Below are 13,728 nucleotides of genomic sequence, written 5' to 3'. Positions count from 1 at the left end.
TTGGCGCCAAGGTTTGCGTGTTGGTTCACGTTACCGCAGAATGCCGGCTTTTAAAGCTTGACGCAGCTGCAACGGACTACTTTGGAACGTTGTTGTCATCGTGTACGAGGTGCCTGCAGGGGGGCAATCGATGCAACGTAAACCGGATTTACTATGGATTTTGGTGATTTTGTTTGGTCTGGGCGTCGTGACCACCGGGTATGCCCAAAGCTTATGGTCGAACAAGACCGATGCGCCCGTTGAACTGGCTCAGCAGCAGCCGCAACCGTTCAAACGCTGACCCTTCTTCAAGACGCCGCTGATTCCAGTGGCGTCTTCGCAATATACCAATGCTTATCGGTGACGGTGCCCGCCAATGGCACATCCCAGCTTGCCTGTGCCAATCGATCGACCTTCTGACATTCATGGGCCAGTCCAAGCAGCGTCGGCTTGCGCCAGCTCTGGCGGCGCGCCAGGTAAGCCAGGCTGCGATCGTAGAACCCGCCGCCCATGCCCAGCCGCCCTCCGGCATCATCGAACCCCACCAGCGGCAGCAGCACCAGGTCCAACGCCCAGACCTTGCGTTGGCGGCCGATATTCATCCGTGGTTCCAGGATGCGAAAGCGGTTAGGCAGCAGCTTTTCCCCAGGCCTCACGCGCTGGAACACCATCTTGGTTCGCGGCCAGGCGCTGAGCACCGGCAGGTAGGTGGCTTTGCCCCGGCGTTGCGCAGCGCGCAGCAGCAGGCGCGGATCGATTTCGCCGTCCGTCGGTAGGTATAAAGAAATATGTTTGGCTCGGCGAAACAGGGGGTGCTGTGCCAATTGCCGATACAAGCCATGGGCGGCCTGGCGCTGCTCGCTCGGCGTGAGGGCGCGTCGGGCTTTGCGCAACATGCGTCGAAGTTGCGGACGGGAAAGTGGCGCAGGTTCGGTCATGGTTTCGGCTCATAAAACAATGCCAGTCCGAGGACTGGCATTGAGTTTGGGAATTCAGGCTCCCCGACAGAGCCGCTGTCGACTTAGCCCTTGAACCCGAAAGTTCAAGGTGGAAGATGCAGTAGGCTTTAAGGCTTTCCGTCTAGCGGACATGCACACCAGCCCAACGTGCAACTTCCAGGGTAGTGCGAATCGGCTCAGGGACATCGCCGACTGGCAAACACGCCAGGGAGTGGGGCGAGTATACCTTAAACAGTCACGGCAATCAGCCCTTGGGTGCGTCTGAATCGCTGGACAGCACCAGATCGACACGCTCCAGCAGGTCACGCACCTGCTCACGCGTCGAGCCGCTGGCCTGCACGTCAGGGCGCTCCTGCTTATGCAGCAAATCGTGGGTAATATTCAGTGCGGCCATCACGGCGATGCGGTCGGCGCCGATCACTTTGCCGCTGCTGCGGATCTCACGCATCTTGCCATCCAGGTAGCGGGCGGCGCTCACCAGGTTGTTGCGCTCTTCCTGGGGGCAGATGATCGAATATTCTTTGTCGAGGATCTGCACGGTGACGCTATTGCTTGAACTCATGAGTCTTGCTCCAGGGCCTTCAGGCGCGAAATCATCGATTCGACCTTACGCCGGGCGATTTCGTTTTTTTCAATGAGGTGAGCGCGTTCCTCGCGCCAGGTCTTTTCCTGAGCTAATAGGAGTCCATTTTGACTCTTAAGTTGCTCGACACGAGTAATTAGCAATTCGAGTCTGGCCATCAGCGCTTGCAGGTCGGTGTCTTCCATTGGGTTCCACTGGATTTGTCTGATGAATGGCAACTGCAGGATAAACGATCTGACGCCCTTGATAGTCTTGGTACGTCTGCCGGTGCTAGGATACAGCGCTCCATTCTAGACATTGCGCCGTCTGGCGCCTAGCTCACCATGCCTATTCAGAACTCTCCGTACGACGCTTTTTCCAAACTGCTGAGCACCAGCGGCCACCCATGCTCGCCTGCCGAACTGCACGGCGTATTGTTGGGCCGCAGCTGCACCGGCGTTGGCTTCGATGCCGACAACTGGCTGGCTGACGTGGCCGAGCTGCTGGAAACCGAACCGACCGACAACGTGCGCAACGCGCTGATCGGCCTGCAAGAGATGGTCAAGGGCGAACTGACCGGTGATGACGTCACCGTGGTCCTGCTGCTGCCGACCGACGACGCACCGCTCACCGAACGCGCCGCCGCCCTGGGACAATGGTGCCAAGGCTTCCTCCACGGTTTCGGCGTCAACGCCGGTGGCCTGGAGCTGAGCCCCGACGCCAAGGAAGTATTGCAGGATTTGGCCGCCATCTCCCAGGTGCAAGACGCCCTGGAAGAGTCCGAAGATGGTGAAGGCGACTACATGGAAGTGATGGAATACCTGCGCGTCGCGCCGCTGCTGCTGTTCACCGAGACCAAGAAGTCCGCTGAGCCTGCCGCGCCCAAGCCTTCGCTGCATTAAGAAAGGAAGCCCATCTGTCCATGATCCATATCCCCCGAGCGGAATACACCCGACGCCGCAAGGCGCTGATGGCGCAGATGGAACCCAACAGCATCGCGATCCTGCCGGCCGCCGCCGTGGCGATCCGCAACCGTGATGTCGAGCATGTGTACCGTCAGGACAGTGACTTCCAGTACCTGAGTGGCTTCCCCGAGCCGGAAGCGGTGATCGTGCTGATGCCTGGTCGCCAGCACGGCGAGTACGTTTTGTTCTGTCGCGAGCGCAACGCCGAGCGCGAACTGTGGGACGGCCTGCGCGCCGGCACCGAAGGCGCGATCCGCGACTTTGGCGCGGATGACGCGTTTCCCATCACCGATATCGACGACATCCTGCCCGGCCTCATCGAAGGCCGTGACCGGGTGTACTCGGCCATGGGCAGCAATGCCGAGTTCGATCGGCACTTGATGGAATGGATCAACGTGATCCGCTCCAAAGCCCATTTGGGCGCCCAGCCGCCGAACGAATTCGTTGCCCTGGATCATCTGCTCCACGACATGCGCCTGTATAAATCGGCAGCAGAAGTAAAGGTGATGCGTGAGGCCGCGCGAATCTCCTGCGCCGCCCATGTGAAGGCGATGCAGGCCAGCCGGGCCGGTCTCTATGAGTTCAGCCTGGAAGCCGAGCTGGATTATGAGTTCCGTAAAGGTGGGGCGAAAATGCCGGCCTACGGTTCCATCGTCGCCGCCGGGCGCAACAGCTGCATCCTGCATTACCAGCAGAATGACGCGGTGCTCAAGGACGGCGACCTGGTGCTGATCGATGCCGGTTGCGAGATCGACTGCTACGCCAGCGACATCACCCGCACCTGGCCGGTGAATGGCAGGTTTTCGGCGGAACAGAAGGCGATTTATGAAATCGTGCTGGCCTCCCAGGAGGCCGCGTTTGCCGAGATCGCCCCGGACAAGCATTGGAACCAGGCCCACGAGGCGACGGTGCAGGTCATCACCGCCGGATTGGTAAAGCTGGGGTTGTTGCAGGGTGACGTCGACGAGTTGATCGCCAGCGAAGCTTATAAAACCTTCTACATGCACCGCGCCGGCCACTGGCTGGGCATGGATGTGCATGATGTGGGCGAGTACAAAGTGGGCGGTGAGTGGCGGGTGCTGGAAGTCGGCATGGCGTTGACCGTGGAGCCAGGCATCTATATTTCGCCGGACAACCAGAACGTGGCAAAGAAATGGCGTGGCATTGGCGTACGCATCGAGGACGACGTGGTAGTGACCAAGCAAGGCTGTGAAATCCTGACCGGCGGCGTGCCCAAGACCGTTGCCGACATCGAAGCGCTGATGGCGGCTGCCCGATGAGCCGGGTCAACCTGGCAATCATCGGCGGCGGCCTGGTCGGCGCCAGCCTGGCGCTGGCGTTACAGGCCGGGGCCAAGGCGCGGGGCTGGAAGATCGTGCTGATCGAACCCTTCGCACCGGGCGACAGCTACCAGCCGAGCTACGATGCGCGGTCTTCGGCGTTGTCCTTTGGCGCGCGGCAGATCTATCAGCGTCTGGGCTTGTGGCAGGACATCTCCCGTCGTGCCGAGCCGATCAAACAGATCCATGTGTCCGACCGTGGACGTTTCTCCACCGCGCGCTTGTCCGCCATGGAGGAGGGCGTGCCCGCCCTCGGCTATGTGGTGGAAAACGCCTGGCTGGGCCAATGTTTGTGGCAAGGCCTGGATAAAGACGTGGTCGGCTGGCGTTGCCCGGCCGAAGTCACGCGTATGGAGCCGCTGCCTGATGGCTACCGCCTGACTCTCAACGATGAAACCGTACTGGAATGCGACCTTGCGGTGCTGGCGGATGGTGGCCGTTCCGGTCTACGCGAGCAACTGGGCATCGGCGTGAAAACCCGCCCGTACAACCAGAGCGCGCTGATTGCCAACATCACCCCCAGCGAATCCCATAATGGCGAGGCCTTCGAGCGTTTCACCGATGAAGGCCCGATGGCCCTGCTGCCGCTGCCGGACAACCGCTGCGCACTGGTGTGGACGCGCATTGGCATGGACGCGCAACGCCTGGCCAGTCTCGACGAACGCAGCTTCCTGAGTGAATTGCAGGGCGTGTTCGGCTACCGCCTGGGCACGCTGAAGCAAGTCGGCGCCCGTCATCTGTATCCGCTGACCTTGGTTGAGGCCGAAGAGCAAGTGCGCTCGCACCTGGCGATCCTCGGCAACGCCGCCCACAGCCTGCATCCGATTGCCGGACAGGGCTTCAACCTGTCCCTACGTGATGCAAATGCCCTGGCTGAGGCCTTGCTGGCCGGGCCACAAGTGCCGGGCGACCTGGCCACTTTGCAGGGCTATCGCGAGCGTCAGCGCCTGGACCAGAAGCTTACAGTGGGCTTCTCTGACCAGGTCACGCGCCTGTTTGGCAGCGCCCAGCCATTGGTCGCCCTGGGCCGCAACATGGGCCTGCTGGGCCTGGACCTGTTGCCGCCGGCAAAACGCTGGTTCGCCCGTCAGGCCATGGGCCTGGGCACCCGTCCCGATGCGTAAGTGGTTGATCGAGCGCCTGGGCAAGGCGCGGTTGTTGCGTTGGATCATGACCTTGTATCCGCCTTACTTGGGTGCGGGCGTGAGCGTGCGGCACATGAGCGCCGATTTTCGTCACGTCAAAGTGCGTATGGGCCTGGGCTGGTACAACCGCAACTATGTCGGCACGCAGTTCGGCGGTAGCCTGTATTCGATGGTTGATCCGTTCTACATGCTGATGCTGATGGAGAACCTGGGCCGCGATTACATCGTGTGGGACAAGGCCGCGAGCATCGACTTCATCTCGCCCGGCAAAGGCCCGGTGTACGCGGAGTTCTCCATCGACGACGCCTTGCTCGATGAGATCCGCCGGCAGACCGAAGGCGGCGAGAAGTATTTGCCACACCTCAAGGTTGATATTCATGACGGCTCCGGCACCCTGGTGGCGCGGGTCGACAAAACTCTTTACGTGCGGCGCAAGCCGCCAGCGAGACAGGCTTAAAGCATGGACATGCGCGCAGATGTGCTGATTGTCGGGGCCGGAATGGTCGGAAGCGCCCTGGCGCTGGCGTTGCAGGGCAGCGGCCTGCAGGTGCTGCTGCTCGACGGCAGCCCGCTGAGCGTCAAGCCGTTCGACCGCGAGGCCGCATTCGAACCCCGCGTGAGCGCATTGTCGGCCGCGAGCCAGCGCATCCTCGAGCGCCTGGGCGTGTGGGAGGGCATCGTGTCGCGCCGTGCCAGCCCTTACGGCGAGATGCAGGTATGGGATGGCAGCGGCACCGGGCAGATCCACTTTTCGGCCGCCAGTGTGCATGCCGAAGTGCTCGGACATATCGTCGAGAATCGCGTGGTGCAGGATGCACTGCTCGATCGTCTGCACGACTGCGACCTGGGCCTGCTGGCCAACGCACGCCTGGAACAGATGCGCCGCTCCTGCGATGACTGGCTACTGACCCTGGCCGACGGCCGCACGTTGCGTGCGCCGCTGGTAGTGGCTGCCGATGGCGCCAATTCTGCCGTACGCCGCCTGACCGGCACCGCGACCCGCGAATGGGATTACCTGCATAACGCCATCGTCACCAGTGTACGCAGCAGTCAGCCGCACCAGCGTACGGCGTGGCAACGCTTTACCGACACCGGCCCGCTGGCGTTCTTGCCGCTGGTGCGCGAGGGTCAGGAGGATTGGTGTTCGATCGTCTGGTCGACCACGCCGGCAGAATCCGAGCGCTTGATGGCACTGGATGATGAGACCTTCTGCCGTGAACTGGAGCGCGCCTTCGAGGGGCGGCTCGGTACGGTGGTGAGCGCCGACCCGCGTGTGTGTGTGCCGTTGCGACAGCGTCACGCCAAACGCTATGTGGCCGAAGGCTTGGCGTTGATTGGTGACGCTGCTCACGTGATCCATCCCTTGGCGGGGCAGGGCGTGAACCTGGGCTTCCTTGATGCGGCGACATTGGCTGAAGTCTTGTTGTCTGCGACCGAGCGCGGCGAGCGCCTGGCCGATGTGAAGGTGTTGAGCCGGTACGAGCGTCGACGCATGCCGCACAACCTGGCGTTGATGGCGGCGATGGAAGGTTTTGAGCGACTGTTCCAGGCCGACCAACTGCCGCTGCGCTGGTTGCGCAATGCCGGTTTGAAGCTGGTTGACCAGATGCCCGAAGCCAAGGCCGTATTTGTGCGCCAGGCGCTGGGCCTGAGCGGGGATCTTCCGGAGTTGGCCCAACCCTGAAGCGGTTGTGCAACATCTGGTAACGCCTCTGCCGAGCGCCACCAAATGTGAGTCCTTATCATTTGCCCACTTTTTGCAAATGAGAGACCGCACCCATGTTGGCACCCACGCGCCTCCTGACTGCCCTGGCACTTACCCTGATCGGCAGCACCACCGTGCAGGCCGCCGACGAAGTGGTGGTCTACTCCTCGCGCATTGATGAACTGATCAAGCCGGTGTTCGATGCCTACACCAAGAAAACCGGCGTGCAGGTGAAGTTCATCACCGACAAGGAAGCCCCGCTGATGCAGCGCATCAAGGCCGAGGGCGAAAACGCCACCGCCGACCTGCTGCTCACCGTCGACGCCGGAAACCTCTGGCAGGCCGAGCAGATGGGCATCCTGCAACCGTTCACTTCAGCGGTGATCGACAAGAACATCCCCTTGCAATACCGCTCTTCAAAACACACGTGGACCGGCTTAAGTCTGCGCGCGCGGACCATCGCCTATTCCACCGACCGGGTAAAACCGGGTGATCTCACCACTTATGAAGCCCTGGCCGACAAACAGTGGGAAGGCCGCCTGTGCCTGCGCACGGCGAAAAAGGTCTACAACCAGTCGCTGACCGCCACCCTGATCGAAACCCACGGCGCGGCCAAAACCGAAGAAATCGTCAAAGGCTGGGTGAACAACCTGTCCACTGACGTGTTCTCCGATGACATCGCCGTGCTTGAAGCCATCAACGCCGGGCAGTGCGACGTAGGCATCGTCAACACCTACTACTACGGCCGCTTGCACAAGCAGAAGCCGGATCTGGCGGTGAAGCTGTTCTGGCCGAATCAGGGTGATCGTGGCGTGCACGTGAACCTGTCGGGTATCGGCCTGACCCAGCACGCGCCGCACCCGGAAGCCGCAAAAGCGCTGGTGGAGTGGATGACCACGCCGGAGGCGCAGAAGATCTTTGCCGACGTGAACCAGGAATTCCCGGCCAACCCGACCGTGCCGCCGTCAGCGGAAGTGGCGAGCTGGGGCAAGTTCGTGGCGGATACCTTGCCGGTGGAAGTGGCGGGCAAGCGCCAGGCTGAGGCGATCCGGTTGATGGATCGCGCTGGCTGGAACTGAATTTGTAAAACGCCGCAGATCGAAATGTGGGGGCGGGCTTGCTCGCGAAAGCGTCGTGTCAGTCGATACATGTGTGACTGATACACTGCATTCGCGAGCAAGCCCGCTCCCACATAGATTCGCGGTGACTTCGAAAAATTCATCCACTGAGAATCACTTTTGGCTCACCCCGCCCAACACCGCTGGCACCTGCCGGTCTTCACCGTCGCCGCCCTGGTGCTGCTGCCGCTGAGCGTGCTGTTGCTGTCCTGGCAAAGCATCGACGCACAAATCTGGTCCCATCTCTGGGACACCCAGATGCCGCGTCTGCTGGGCAACACCCTGACCCTGGTGTTGGGTGTCGGCGTCGGTGTAACCCTGCTGGGCGTGAGCCTGGCCTGGCTGACCAGCCTCTGCGAATTCCCCGGTCGGCGCTGGCTCGACTGGGCGTTGATGTTGCCGTTCGCCATTCCTGCGTACGTTCTGGCTTTTGTGTTTGTCGGTTTGCTGGATTTCTCCGGCCCGGTGCAAACCCTGCTGCGTGAATGGTTCGGCACCGGTCTAAGGCTGCCACGGGTACGCTCCACCAGCGGCGTGATCATCGTGTTGGTGCTGGTGTTCTATCCCTACGTTTATCTGTTGGCGCGCACCGCGTTCCTGGCCCAGGGCAAAGGCCTGATGGAGGCGGCGCGGGTGCTGGGGCAATCGCCGTGGCGAGCGTTCTGGCACGTGGCCCTGCCCATGGCGCGGCCGGCGATCGGGGCCGGGGTGGCTTTGGCATTGATGGAAACCCTCGCGGATTTCGGTGCGGTCTCGGTGTTCAACTTCGATACCTTCACCACGGCCATCTACAAGACCTGGTACGGCTTTTTCAGCCTGTCCAGCGCCGCACAGTTGGCCAGCCTGTTACTGCTGGTGGTGATGCTTGTGCTGTATGGCGGGCGGCGTGCACGGGGCGCCAGCCGGCCGAGCAACGAGCGGCCACGGGGCAAGGCGCTGTATCACCTGCGCGGGTTCAAGGCGGCGGCGGCCAGTGCTTGGTGTGGGTTGGTGTTCGCCTGCGCCTTTGTCATCCCGATGCTGCAACTGGTCGCCTGGTTTTGGCAGCGCGGGCGCTTGGATCTGGATGAGCGCTATTCGGGCCTGATCATCCACACCCTTTACCTGGGAGGGATCGCTGCCTTGATCACTGTCAGCGTGGCGCTGGTGCTGGCCTTCGCCAATCGGTTGGCGCCGACGCGGGCGATCCGCTCCGGCATCAGCCTGGCCAATGTCGGTTATGCCTTGCCGGGTTCGGTGCTGGCGGTGTCGATCATGTTGGCGTTCAGCTATCTGGACCGTGAGCTGGTGGTGCCGCTGTCCGGCTGGCTCGGCGGAGCGGGCAAGCCATTGCTGTTGGGCAGCCTGTCGGCGCTGGTGCTGGCGTATCTGGTGCGATTCCTGGCGGTGGCCTATGGGCCGTTGGAAAACAGCCTGGCGCGCATCCGGCCCTCGTTGCCGGAGGCAGCGCGCAGTCTTGGCGTCAGTGGCCCGCGACTGTTTTGCAAAGTGTATCTGCCGTTGCTGCTACCGGGGACCTTGAGCGCAGCGCTGCTGGTGTTCGTCGATGTGCTCAAGGAAATGCCCGCGACCCTGTTGATGCGCCCGTTCGGCTGGGACACCCTGGCGGTGCGGATCTTTGAAATGACCAGTGAAGGCGAATGGGCACGGGCTTCTTTGCCGGCGTTGACATTGGTGCTGGTTGGCCTGTTGCCCGTGATCGGGCTGATTCGACGTTCTGCCCGGCAAATCGGTTAGGTGCCAGTCCTACGGCTTGCGGCTACAATGCGCGGCATTCGGTGCGCTTCGTCTTTCGGAGCGGGTCGCTGGACGTGACTGCAGGCCTTGTAATTCAGGGTGTTCAGCGCGAACAGTAGCTCCGCGCACCTTCGCCACGCCCGGAAGGAGAAACCCATGGGACAGCGTACGCCTCTGTATGACCTGCATCTCGCCCTCGGCGCGAAAATGGTCGATTTTGGCGGTTGGGATATGCCTCTGCACTACGGCTCGCAAGTTGAAGAACACCATCAGGTGCGACGCGACTGCGGGGTGTTCGATGTATCTCATATGACCGTGATCGATGTCACCGGCCCCCAGGCCAAGGAATGGCTTCAGTACCTGCTGGCCAATGATGTCGGGCGTCTGCATGGCTGTGGCCGTGCATTGTACAGCGCCATGCTCAACGAACAGGGCGGCGTGGTGGACGACATGCTTGTCTACCGCACCGAGTCCGCTTATCGGCTGGTGGTCAATGCGGCCACCCGTGACCAGGACATGGCCTGGATGCATGCGCAACTGGGCAATTACCAGGTGCAGTTGCATGAACGGCCTGAGTTGGCCATGCTCGCCATCCAGGGCCCCCACGCCCGGCAGAAGATTGCCGAGCTGGTTACCCAGTCTCGCAGCACCCTGATTCACCAGCTCAAGCCCTTCGAAGGCCAGGCCGATGGCGATTGGTTTATCGCACGCACGGGTTATACCGGTGAAGATGGCCTGGAGATTGTCCTGCCGGCCGATCAGGCGCCGGGCTTTTTCAACGATCTGGTGGGTGCCGGTATTTCACCCATCGGCCTTGGCGCCCGCGATACCCTACGCCTGGAAGCGGGTATGAACCTCTACGGTCAGGACATCCACCAGAACGTTTCGCCCCTGGCGTCGAACATGGCCTGGAGCATTGCCTGGGCGCCAGCCAAGCGAAATTTCATTGGCCGCGCCGCGCTGGAAGCGGAAAAAGCGACGGGCGTCCAGTTCAAACTGGTCGGCCTGGTACTGGAAGAGCGCGGGGTTTTACGTGCTCATCAGGTGGTTCGTATCGCCAATATTGGCGAAGGGGAGATCACCAGTGGTAGTTTCTCTCCTACGCTGAGCAAATCCATTGCCCTGGCGCGTGTACCGACGGCCACTGCCGATCGGGCCGAAGTGGAAATCCGCGGCAAGTGGTACCCGGTTCGAGTGGTCAAACCGACCTTCGTGCGCCATGGCAAAACCTTGATCTAACCTATTTCCGGCAGGCCGAAGGCCGCTGACATTACTTCTTGAGGACACAGATTATGAGCGATATCCCTGCCGACCTGCGTTTTGCCGAAAGCCACGAATGGGCACGCCTGGAAGCTGACGGCACCGTGACCGTTGGTATTTCCGACCATGCCCAGGAAGCGTTGGGTGATGTGGTGTTTGTTGAGTTGACTGAAGTCGGCAACGTGTTTGCTGCAGCGGACCAGGCGGGTGTGGTTGAATCGGTGAAGGCCGCCTCGGATATCTACTCGCCGGTAGCTGGGGAAGTGATCTCGGTGAACGAGGCCTTGAGCGGCGAGCCAGAGCTGCTGAACTCCGACCCTTACGGCGCATGGATCTTCAAGCTCAAGCCAAGCAACCCGGCTGATCTGGAAAAACTGCTGGATGCTGCTGGTTACAAAGCCGCCATCGGCGAGTAACACCGCAATCTACTGTAGGAGCCGGCAAGGACTGGGCGTCCCCCCGGCTCCTACAGGGTCAGCGTTTCAATACCGCTTTTACGGCCGCTACCGACCGCTCCACATCCGCCTCCGTCATCGCCGTGAACATCGGCAGCGATACGATTAAACGACCTACTTTTTCCGCCACCGGGAACATGCCCTCCTTGAATCCCTGTGCCCGATAAAGACTCAGCAGGTGGATCGGCGGGTAGTGATAGCCAATGCCGACTCCATGGGCTTGCATCTGTTCCATGAAAGTAGCGCGGGCCGGTAGGCCGTCCTGACGCTCCGGCAGTACCAGTTGGAACAAGTGCCAGTTGCTGTTTTCGAAGTCGGCCGGCGGCAGTTGTGCGCCGTACTGCTCTTCAAAATCACTGCCAAAGCATTTGAAGTAGTGCCGCGCCAGGTGCTGGCGATGCGCGGTGATCTTCTCGATATGGGCAAATTGCCCCAGGCCAATGGCGGCGGCGATGTCGGTCATGTTGAACTTGCCGCCCAACACATCCACGTCCAATCCGTCGAAGCCAGTGCGGGTAACTCCCTGCAGGCGATACTTTTCCGCCAGCCGCGCTTCTTCGGCGTTGTTCAAGACCAGGCAACCGCCCTCGGAAGAGGTGATGTTCTTGTTGGCCTGGAAGCTGAACGACACGAAATCGCCGGTAGCGCCGATGCGTTCGCCGTCCCAACTCGAACCCAGTGCCTGGGCAGCGTCTTCGACGATACGCAGGTTGTACTTGTTGGCCAGTGCATACAGCATCGGCATATCCAGGGGCAGGCCGGCCAGGTAAACCGGAATGATCGCCTTGGTGCGCGGGGTAATCGCGGCTTCCACCTGAGCCAGGTCGATGTTGCGCGTGACCGGGTCGATATCGGCAAACACCGGCGTGGCACCGACTTCCAGGATCACGTTGGCCGTAGCAACCCAGGAGATCGGCGTGGTGATGACTTCATCGCCCGGCCCAATCCCGGCAATGCGCAAGGCAATCTCCATGGTGCAAGTGCCGGAGTTGAAGGTGCGCACCGGCCGGCCACCAAAGTATTCCGACAACTGAGCTTCGAATGCCTGTACTTTCGGCCCGCTGGTGATCCAGCCTGAGCGCAGTACGTCGCCGACCGCCGAAATAGTAGCTTCATCGATGGTGGGTTTGGAAAACGGCAGGAAGGGTTGTTGGCTCATGACGACGAAGGCATCCGTTCAGATTGGCGATGAGTAAGCGAGGTATCAGTACCGGCATGGTTGCACGGCTTGACTGAATATAGCCTGTCGCCTGTGAATGAATCGTCGTCAGTCGGGCAAAAAAATGCCGCTTCAACAGCGGCATTCTCTCCTGTGTTTCAGAAAGCGTAGCGCGCCTCCAGGAATACATTTTGTTCCTTGAGCTTGCCTTTGAGTTGTTCATCGCGGGCGTTCACACGGTTTGCGAAGGTGTTGTAGCCGGTTTCCACATCACCCATGGCGATGTAACGATAGCCCGCTCCCAGACTAAGTTGTTGGCTGACCTTCGCTTCCAGACCCATGCCTACGCTGTAGGCAAAGTTGTGTTGGCGGTTGTTGGCGAAACGACGCGTCTCACTGGTTTGATAGCCTTCGGCGTCAATGCGTGCGACGCCGACACCTGCCATACCGTAGAACGACAACCACTGGTTGATAGGGATATCTTTATAGCCGTTGAGCATCAAGCGTTGGCTCTGGACCTGCAGGCTGTTGACGTTGGCATTAAAGGGGGCCCAGTAGGATTTGAATGTCGAGTTGTTCGGCATCGTGTATTCCCCTTCCAGTCGCCACCCATTGTCAAAGCTATAGCCTGCGGCGAAAGAGGCCACGAATGACTTGCTGCTATCCGGGGCGTCCACCCGTTCAGTCACACGGGGGCTGGTGAGCAACGAACTGGAGAGGTGCTGGCGTGCGGTGTTGAATTTGGCTGATCCGTACCAGCTTTCTGCCTGGGCGTAGTCGGTAGCAAATGTAGATAGCAGGAGTGCGTAGGCAATCTTGTGCATGGACAGTGATTCGCTTTATTTAAAAGGAACCCTTAGCTTGTTGCCCGGCAGGATGAGGCTCGACAGGACTTCTCTGTATTCAGCTGTGAAAGCAGGAATACTTATGTGGTGCTCAGACGCGATGACAGTAGGAATTGAAGACAAAAAAAATGCCACTGTTTAAAGCGGCATTTTTTATCGAACCCGAGTTATTCGGTAACTGCGTTTTTCGCGAGGATGGCGTTGGCCAGCTCCATATCCGTGGCTTGCAGGCCAGGGTTGTCAGCGCGGACTTTCTGCATGGCAGCTTCCAGGTACGGGCCGCGGATGCCGCCGTCACTGGCAACAAAGCTGCCTGCGTCATCTTGTGCGGCGACCACCAGCTTGTGGTCCTTGAAAGTCAGGTACGTCGAGCCAGTGGTGGCGCCCGACGAAATGACATTGCGCCAAAAACTGTCGGCCATGGCTGAACCGACAGGAAGGGAAAGCACAGCGAGGGTTGCGACAGCATATTTAAGACGCATGATGGGTGACTCCGGGT

Annotated in this window: 16 protein-coding genes and 1 other RNA gene; 10 read left to right on the top strand and 7 right to left on the bottom strand. The window is 60.6% G+C overall.

The features are described 5' to 3' along the window. The first annotated feature begins 130 nt into the window (after window positions 1-130). Window positions 131-280 carry a hypothetical protein gene (locus tag LVW35_RS27535; protein WP_010207387.1) on the top strand — a complete coding sequence of 50 codons (150 nt, stop codon included), beginning with the start codon at window positions 131-133 and terminating at the stop codon, window positions 278-280. A 7-nt stretch (window positions 281-287) separates the two neighbouring features. Here LVW35_RS27535 and LVW35_RS27530 read toward each other — a convergent pair whose 3' ends face one another. The 4 genes from LVW35_RS27530 to LVW35_RS27515 form a co-directional block, all read right to left on the bottom strand. Then, window positions 288-917, bottom strand: coding sequence for a 5-formyltetrahydrofolate cyclo-ligase (locus LVW35_RS27530; protein WP_233892860.1), 630 nt, complete (start codon window positions 915-917; stop codon window positions 288-290). Window positions 918-973: 56 nt separating this feature from the next. Then, a non-coding RNA gene (gene ssrS, locus LVW35_RS27525) (6S RNA) lies at window positions 974-1,152 on the bottom strand. Between the two features lie 30 nt (window positions 1,153-1,182). Then, entirely contained in the window at window positions 1,183-1,500 is a 318-nt protein-coding gene (locus tag LVW35_RS27520; RefSeq protein WP_003176812.1) for a cell division protein ZapA, read from the bottom strand. Beyond that, window positions 1,497-1,706, bottom strand: a complete 210-nt coding sequence (locus LVW35_RS27515) for a TIGR02449 family protein (protein ID WP_007982902.1) — start codon at window positions 1,704-1,706, stop codon at window positions 1,497-1,499. Before LVW35_RS27515 ends, LVW35_RS27520 begins: the two co-directional genes overlap by 4 nt. Before the next feature lie 138 nt (window positions 1,707-1,844). Between LVW35_RS27515 and LVW35_RS27510 the strand changes: the two genes are divergently transcribed. The 9 genes from LVW35_RS27510 (at window position 1,845) to gcvH (ending at window position 11,186) form a co-directional block, all read left to right on the top strand. Next, the gene (locus LVW35_RS27510) at window positions 1,845-2,402 is read left to right on the top strand and encodes a YecA/YgfB family protein (RefSeq protein WP_233892859.1); all 558 of its coding nucleotides are present in this window, start codon (window positions 1,845-1,847) and stop codon (window positions 2,400-2,402) included. 20 nt (window positions 2,403-2,422) lie between these two features. Continuing rightward, window positions 2,423-3,745 carry a Xaa-Pro aminopeptidase gene (gene pepP / locus LVW35_RS27505; protein ID WP_233892858.1) on the top strand — a complete coding sequence of 441 codons (1,323 nt, stop codon included), beginning with the start codon at window positions 2,423-2,425 and terminating at the stop codon, window positions 3,743-3,745. Beyond that, window positions 3,742-4,929, top strand: a complete 1,188-nt coding sequence (gene ubiH, locus LVW35_RS27500) for a 2-octaprenyl-6-methoxyphenyl hydroxylase (RefSeq protein WP_233892857.1) — start codon at window positions 3,742-3,744, stop codon at window positions 4,927-4,929. Before pepP ends, ubiH begins: the two co-directional genes overlap by 4 nt. Then, entirely contained in the window at window positions 4,922-5,407 is a 486-nt protein-coding gene (locus tag LVW35_RS27495) for a DUF4442 domain-containing protein (protein WP_233892856.1), read from the top strand. The genes ubiH and LVW35_RS27495 overlap by 8 nt, the downstream gene beginning before the upstream one ends. A 9-nt stretch (window positions 5,408-5,416) precedes the next feature. Next, entirely contained in the window at window positions 5,417-6,634 is a 1,218-nt protein-coding gene (locus LVW35_RS27490; RefSeq protein ID WP_233896557.1) for a 2-octaprenyl-3-methyl-6-methoxy-1,4-benzoquinol hydroxylase, read from the top strand. Window positions 6,635-6,729: 95 nt separating this feature from the next. Beyond that, window positions 6,730-7,734: an extracellular solute-binding protein gene (locus LVW35_RS27485; RefSeq protein ID WP_233892855.1), complete on the top strand. Its 1,005-nt coding sequence runs from the start codon at window positions 6,730-6,732 to the stop codon at window positions 7,732-7,734. 159 nt (window positions 7,735-7,893) lie between these two features. Then, window positions 7,894-9,510 (top strand): ABC transporter permease, encoded by a 1,617-nt coding sequence (locus LVW35_RS27480; RefSeq protein ID WP_233892854.1) that lies wholly within the window; start codon window positions 7,894-7,896, stop codon window positions 9,508-9,510. A 156-nt stretch (window positions 9,511-9,666) separates the two neighbouring features. After that, window positions 9,667-10,749 (top strand): glycine cleavage system aminomethyltransferase GcvT, encoded by a 1,083-nt coding sequence (gcvT, locus tag LVW35_RS27475; RefSeq protein ID WP_233892853.1) that lies wholly within the window; start codon window positions 9,667-9,669, stop codon window positions 10,747-10,749. A 53-nt stretch (window positions 10,750-10,802) separates the two neighbouring features. Continuing rightward, window positions 10,803-11,186 (top strand): glycine cleavage system protein GcvH, encoded by a 384-nt coding sequence (gene gcvH / locus LVW35_RS27470; RefSeq protein WP_233892852.1) that lies wholly within the window; start codon window positions 10,803-10,805, stop codon window positions 11,184-11,186. A gap of 58 nt (window positions 11,187-11,244) precedes the next feature. Here the strand turns inward: gcvH and LVW35_RS27465 are convergent, their stop codons facing one another. The 3 genes from LVW35_RS27465 to LVW35_RS27455 all read right to left on the bottom strand — a co-directional run bounded on the left by LVW35_RS27465 (window position 11,245) and on the right by LVW35_RS27455 (window position 13,711). Continuing rightward, on the bottom strand, window positions 11,245-12,384 hold the full coding sequence (locus LVW35_RS27465) for a DegT/DnrJ/EryC1/StrS family aminotransferase (protein WP_233892850.1): 1,140 nt from the start codon (window positions 12,382-12,384) through the stop codon (window positions 11,245-11,247). A 158-nt stretch (window positions 12,385-12,542) separates the two neighbouring features. Continuing rightward, window positions 12,543-13,208, bottom strand: coding sequence for an outer membrane protein (locus LVW35_RS27460; RefSeq protein WP_233892849.1), 666 nt, complete (start codon window positions 13,206-13,208; stop codon window positions 12,543-12,545). 188 nt (window positions 13,209-13,396) lie between these two features. After that, on the bottom strand, window positions 13,397-13,711 hold the full coding sequence (locus LVW35_RS27455) for a DUF2388 domain-containing protein (RefSeq protein WP_003176799.1): 315 nt from the start codon (window positions 13,709-13,711) through the stop codon (window positions 13,397-13,399). Between the last annotated feature and the right edge of the window lie 17 nt (window positions 13,712-13,728).

Source organism: Pseudomonas sp. HN11 (assembly GCF_021390155.1).
Lineage (GTDB): Bacteria > Pseudomonadota > Gammaproteobacteria > Pseudomonadales > Pseudomonadaceae > Aquipseudomonas.
The sequence above is the reverse complement of the archived record's forward strand: the minus strand, read 5'-3'. Positions and strand labels throughout refer to the sequence as shown.

Coding starts and splice junctions, on each gene's coding strand:
- LVW35_RS27535 (WP_010207387.1), top strand. CDS start 131: ATGCAACGTAAACCGGATTTACTATGGATTTTGGTGATTTTGTTTGGT.
- LVW35_RS27530 (WP_233892860.1), bottom strand. CDS start 917: ATGACCGAACCTGCGCCACTTTCCCGTCCGCAACTTCGACGCATGTTG.
- LVW35_RS27510 (WP_233892859.1), top strand. CDS start 1,845: ATGCCTATTCAGAACTCTCCGTACGACGCTTTTTCCAAACTGCTGAGC.
- LVW35_RS27455 (WP_003176799.1), bottom strand. CDS start 13,711: ATGCGTCTTAAATATGCTGTCGCAACCCTCGCTGTGCTTTCCCTTCCT.
- LVW35_RS27485 (WP_233892855.1), top strand. CDS start 6,730: ATGTTGGCACCCACGCGCCTCCTGACTGCCCTGGCACTTACCCTGATC.
- ubiH (WP_233892857.1), top strand. CDS start 3,742: ATGAGCCGGGTCAACCTGGCAATCATCGGCGGCGGCCTGGTCGGCGCC.
- pepP (WP_233892858.1), top strand. CDS start 2,423: ATGATCCATATCCCCCGAGCGGAATACACCCGACGCCGCAAGGCGCTG.
- gcvH (WP_233892852.1), top strand. CDS start 10,803: ATGAGCGATATCCCTGCCGACCTGCGTTTTGCCGAAAGCCACGAATGG.
- LVW35_RS27515 (WP_007982902.1), bottom strand. CDS start 1,706: ATGGAAGACACCGACCTGCAAGCGCTGATGGCCAGACTCGAATTGCTA.
- gcvT (WP_233892853.1), top strand. CDS start 9,667: ATGGGACAGCGTACGCCTCTGTATGACCTGCATCTCGCCCTCGGCGCG.
- LVW35_RS27495 (WP_233892856.1), top strand. CDS start 4,922: ATGCGTAAGTGGTTGATCGAGCGCCTGGGCAAGGCGCGGTTGTTGCGT.
- LVW35_RS27465 (WP_233892850.1), bottom strand. CDS start 12,384: ATGAGCCAACAACCCTTCCTGCCGTTTTCCAAACCCACCATCGATGAA.
- LVW35_RS27520 (WP_003176812.1), bottom strand. CDS start 1,500: ATGAGTTCAAGCAATAGCGTCACCGTGCAGATCCTCGACAAAGAATAT.
- LVW35_RS27490 (WP_233896557.1), top strand. CDS start 5,417: ATGCGCGCAGATGTGCTGATTGTCGGGGCCGGAATGGTCGGAAGCGCC.
- LVW35_RS27460 (WP_233892849.1), bottom strand. CDS start 13,208: ATGCACAAGATTGCCTACGCACTCCTGCTATCTACATTTGCTACCGAC.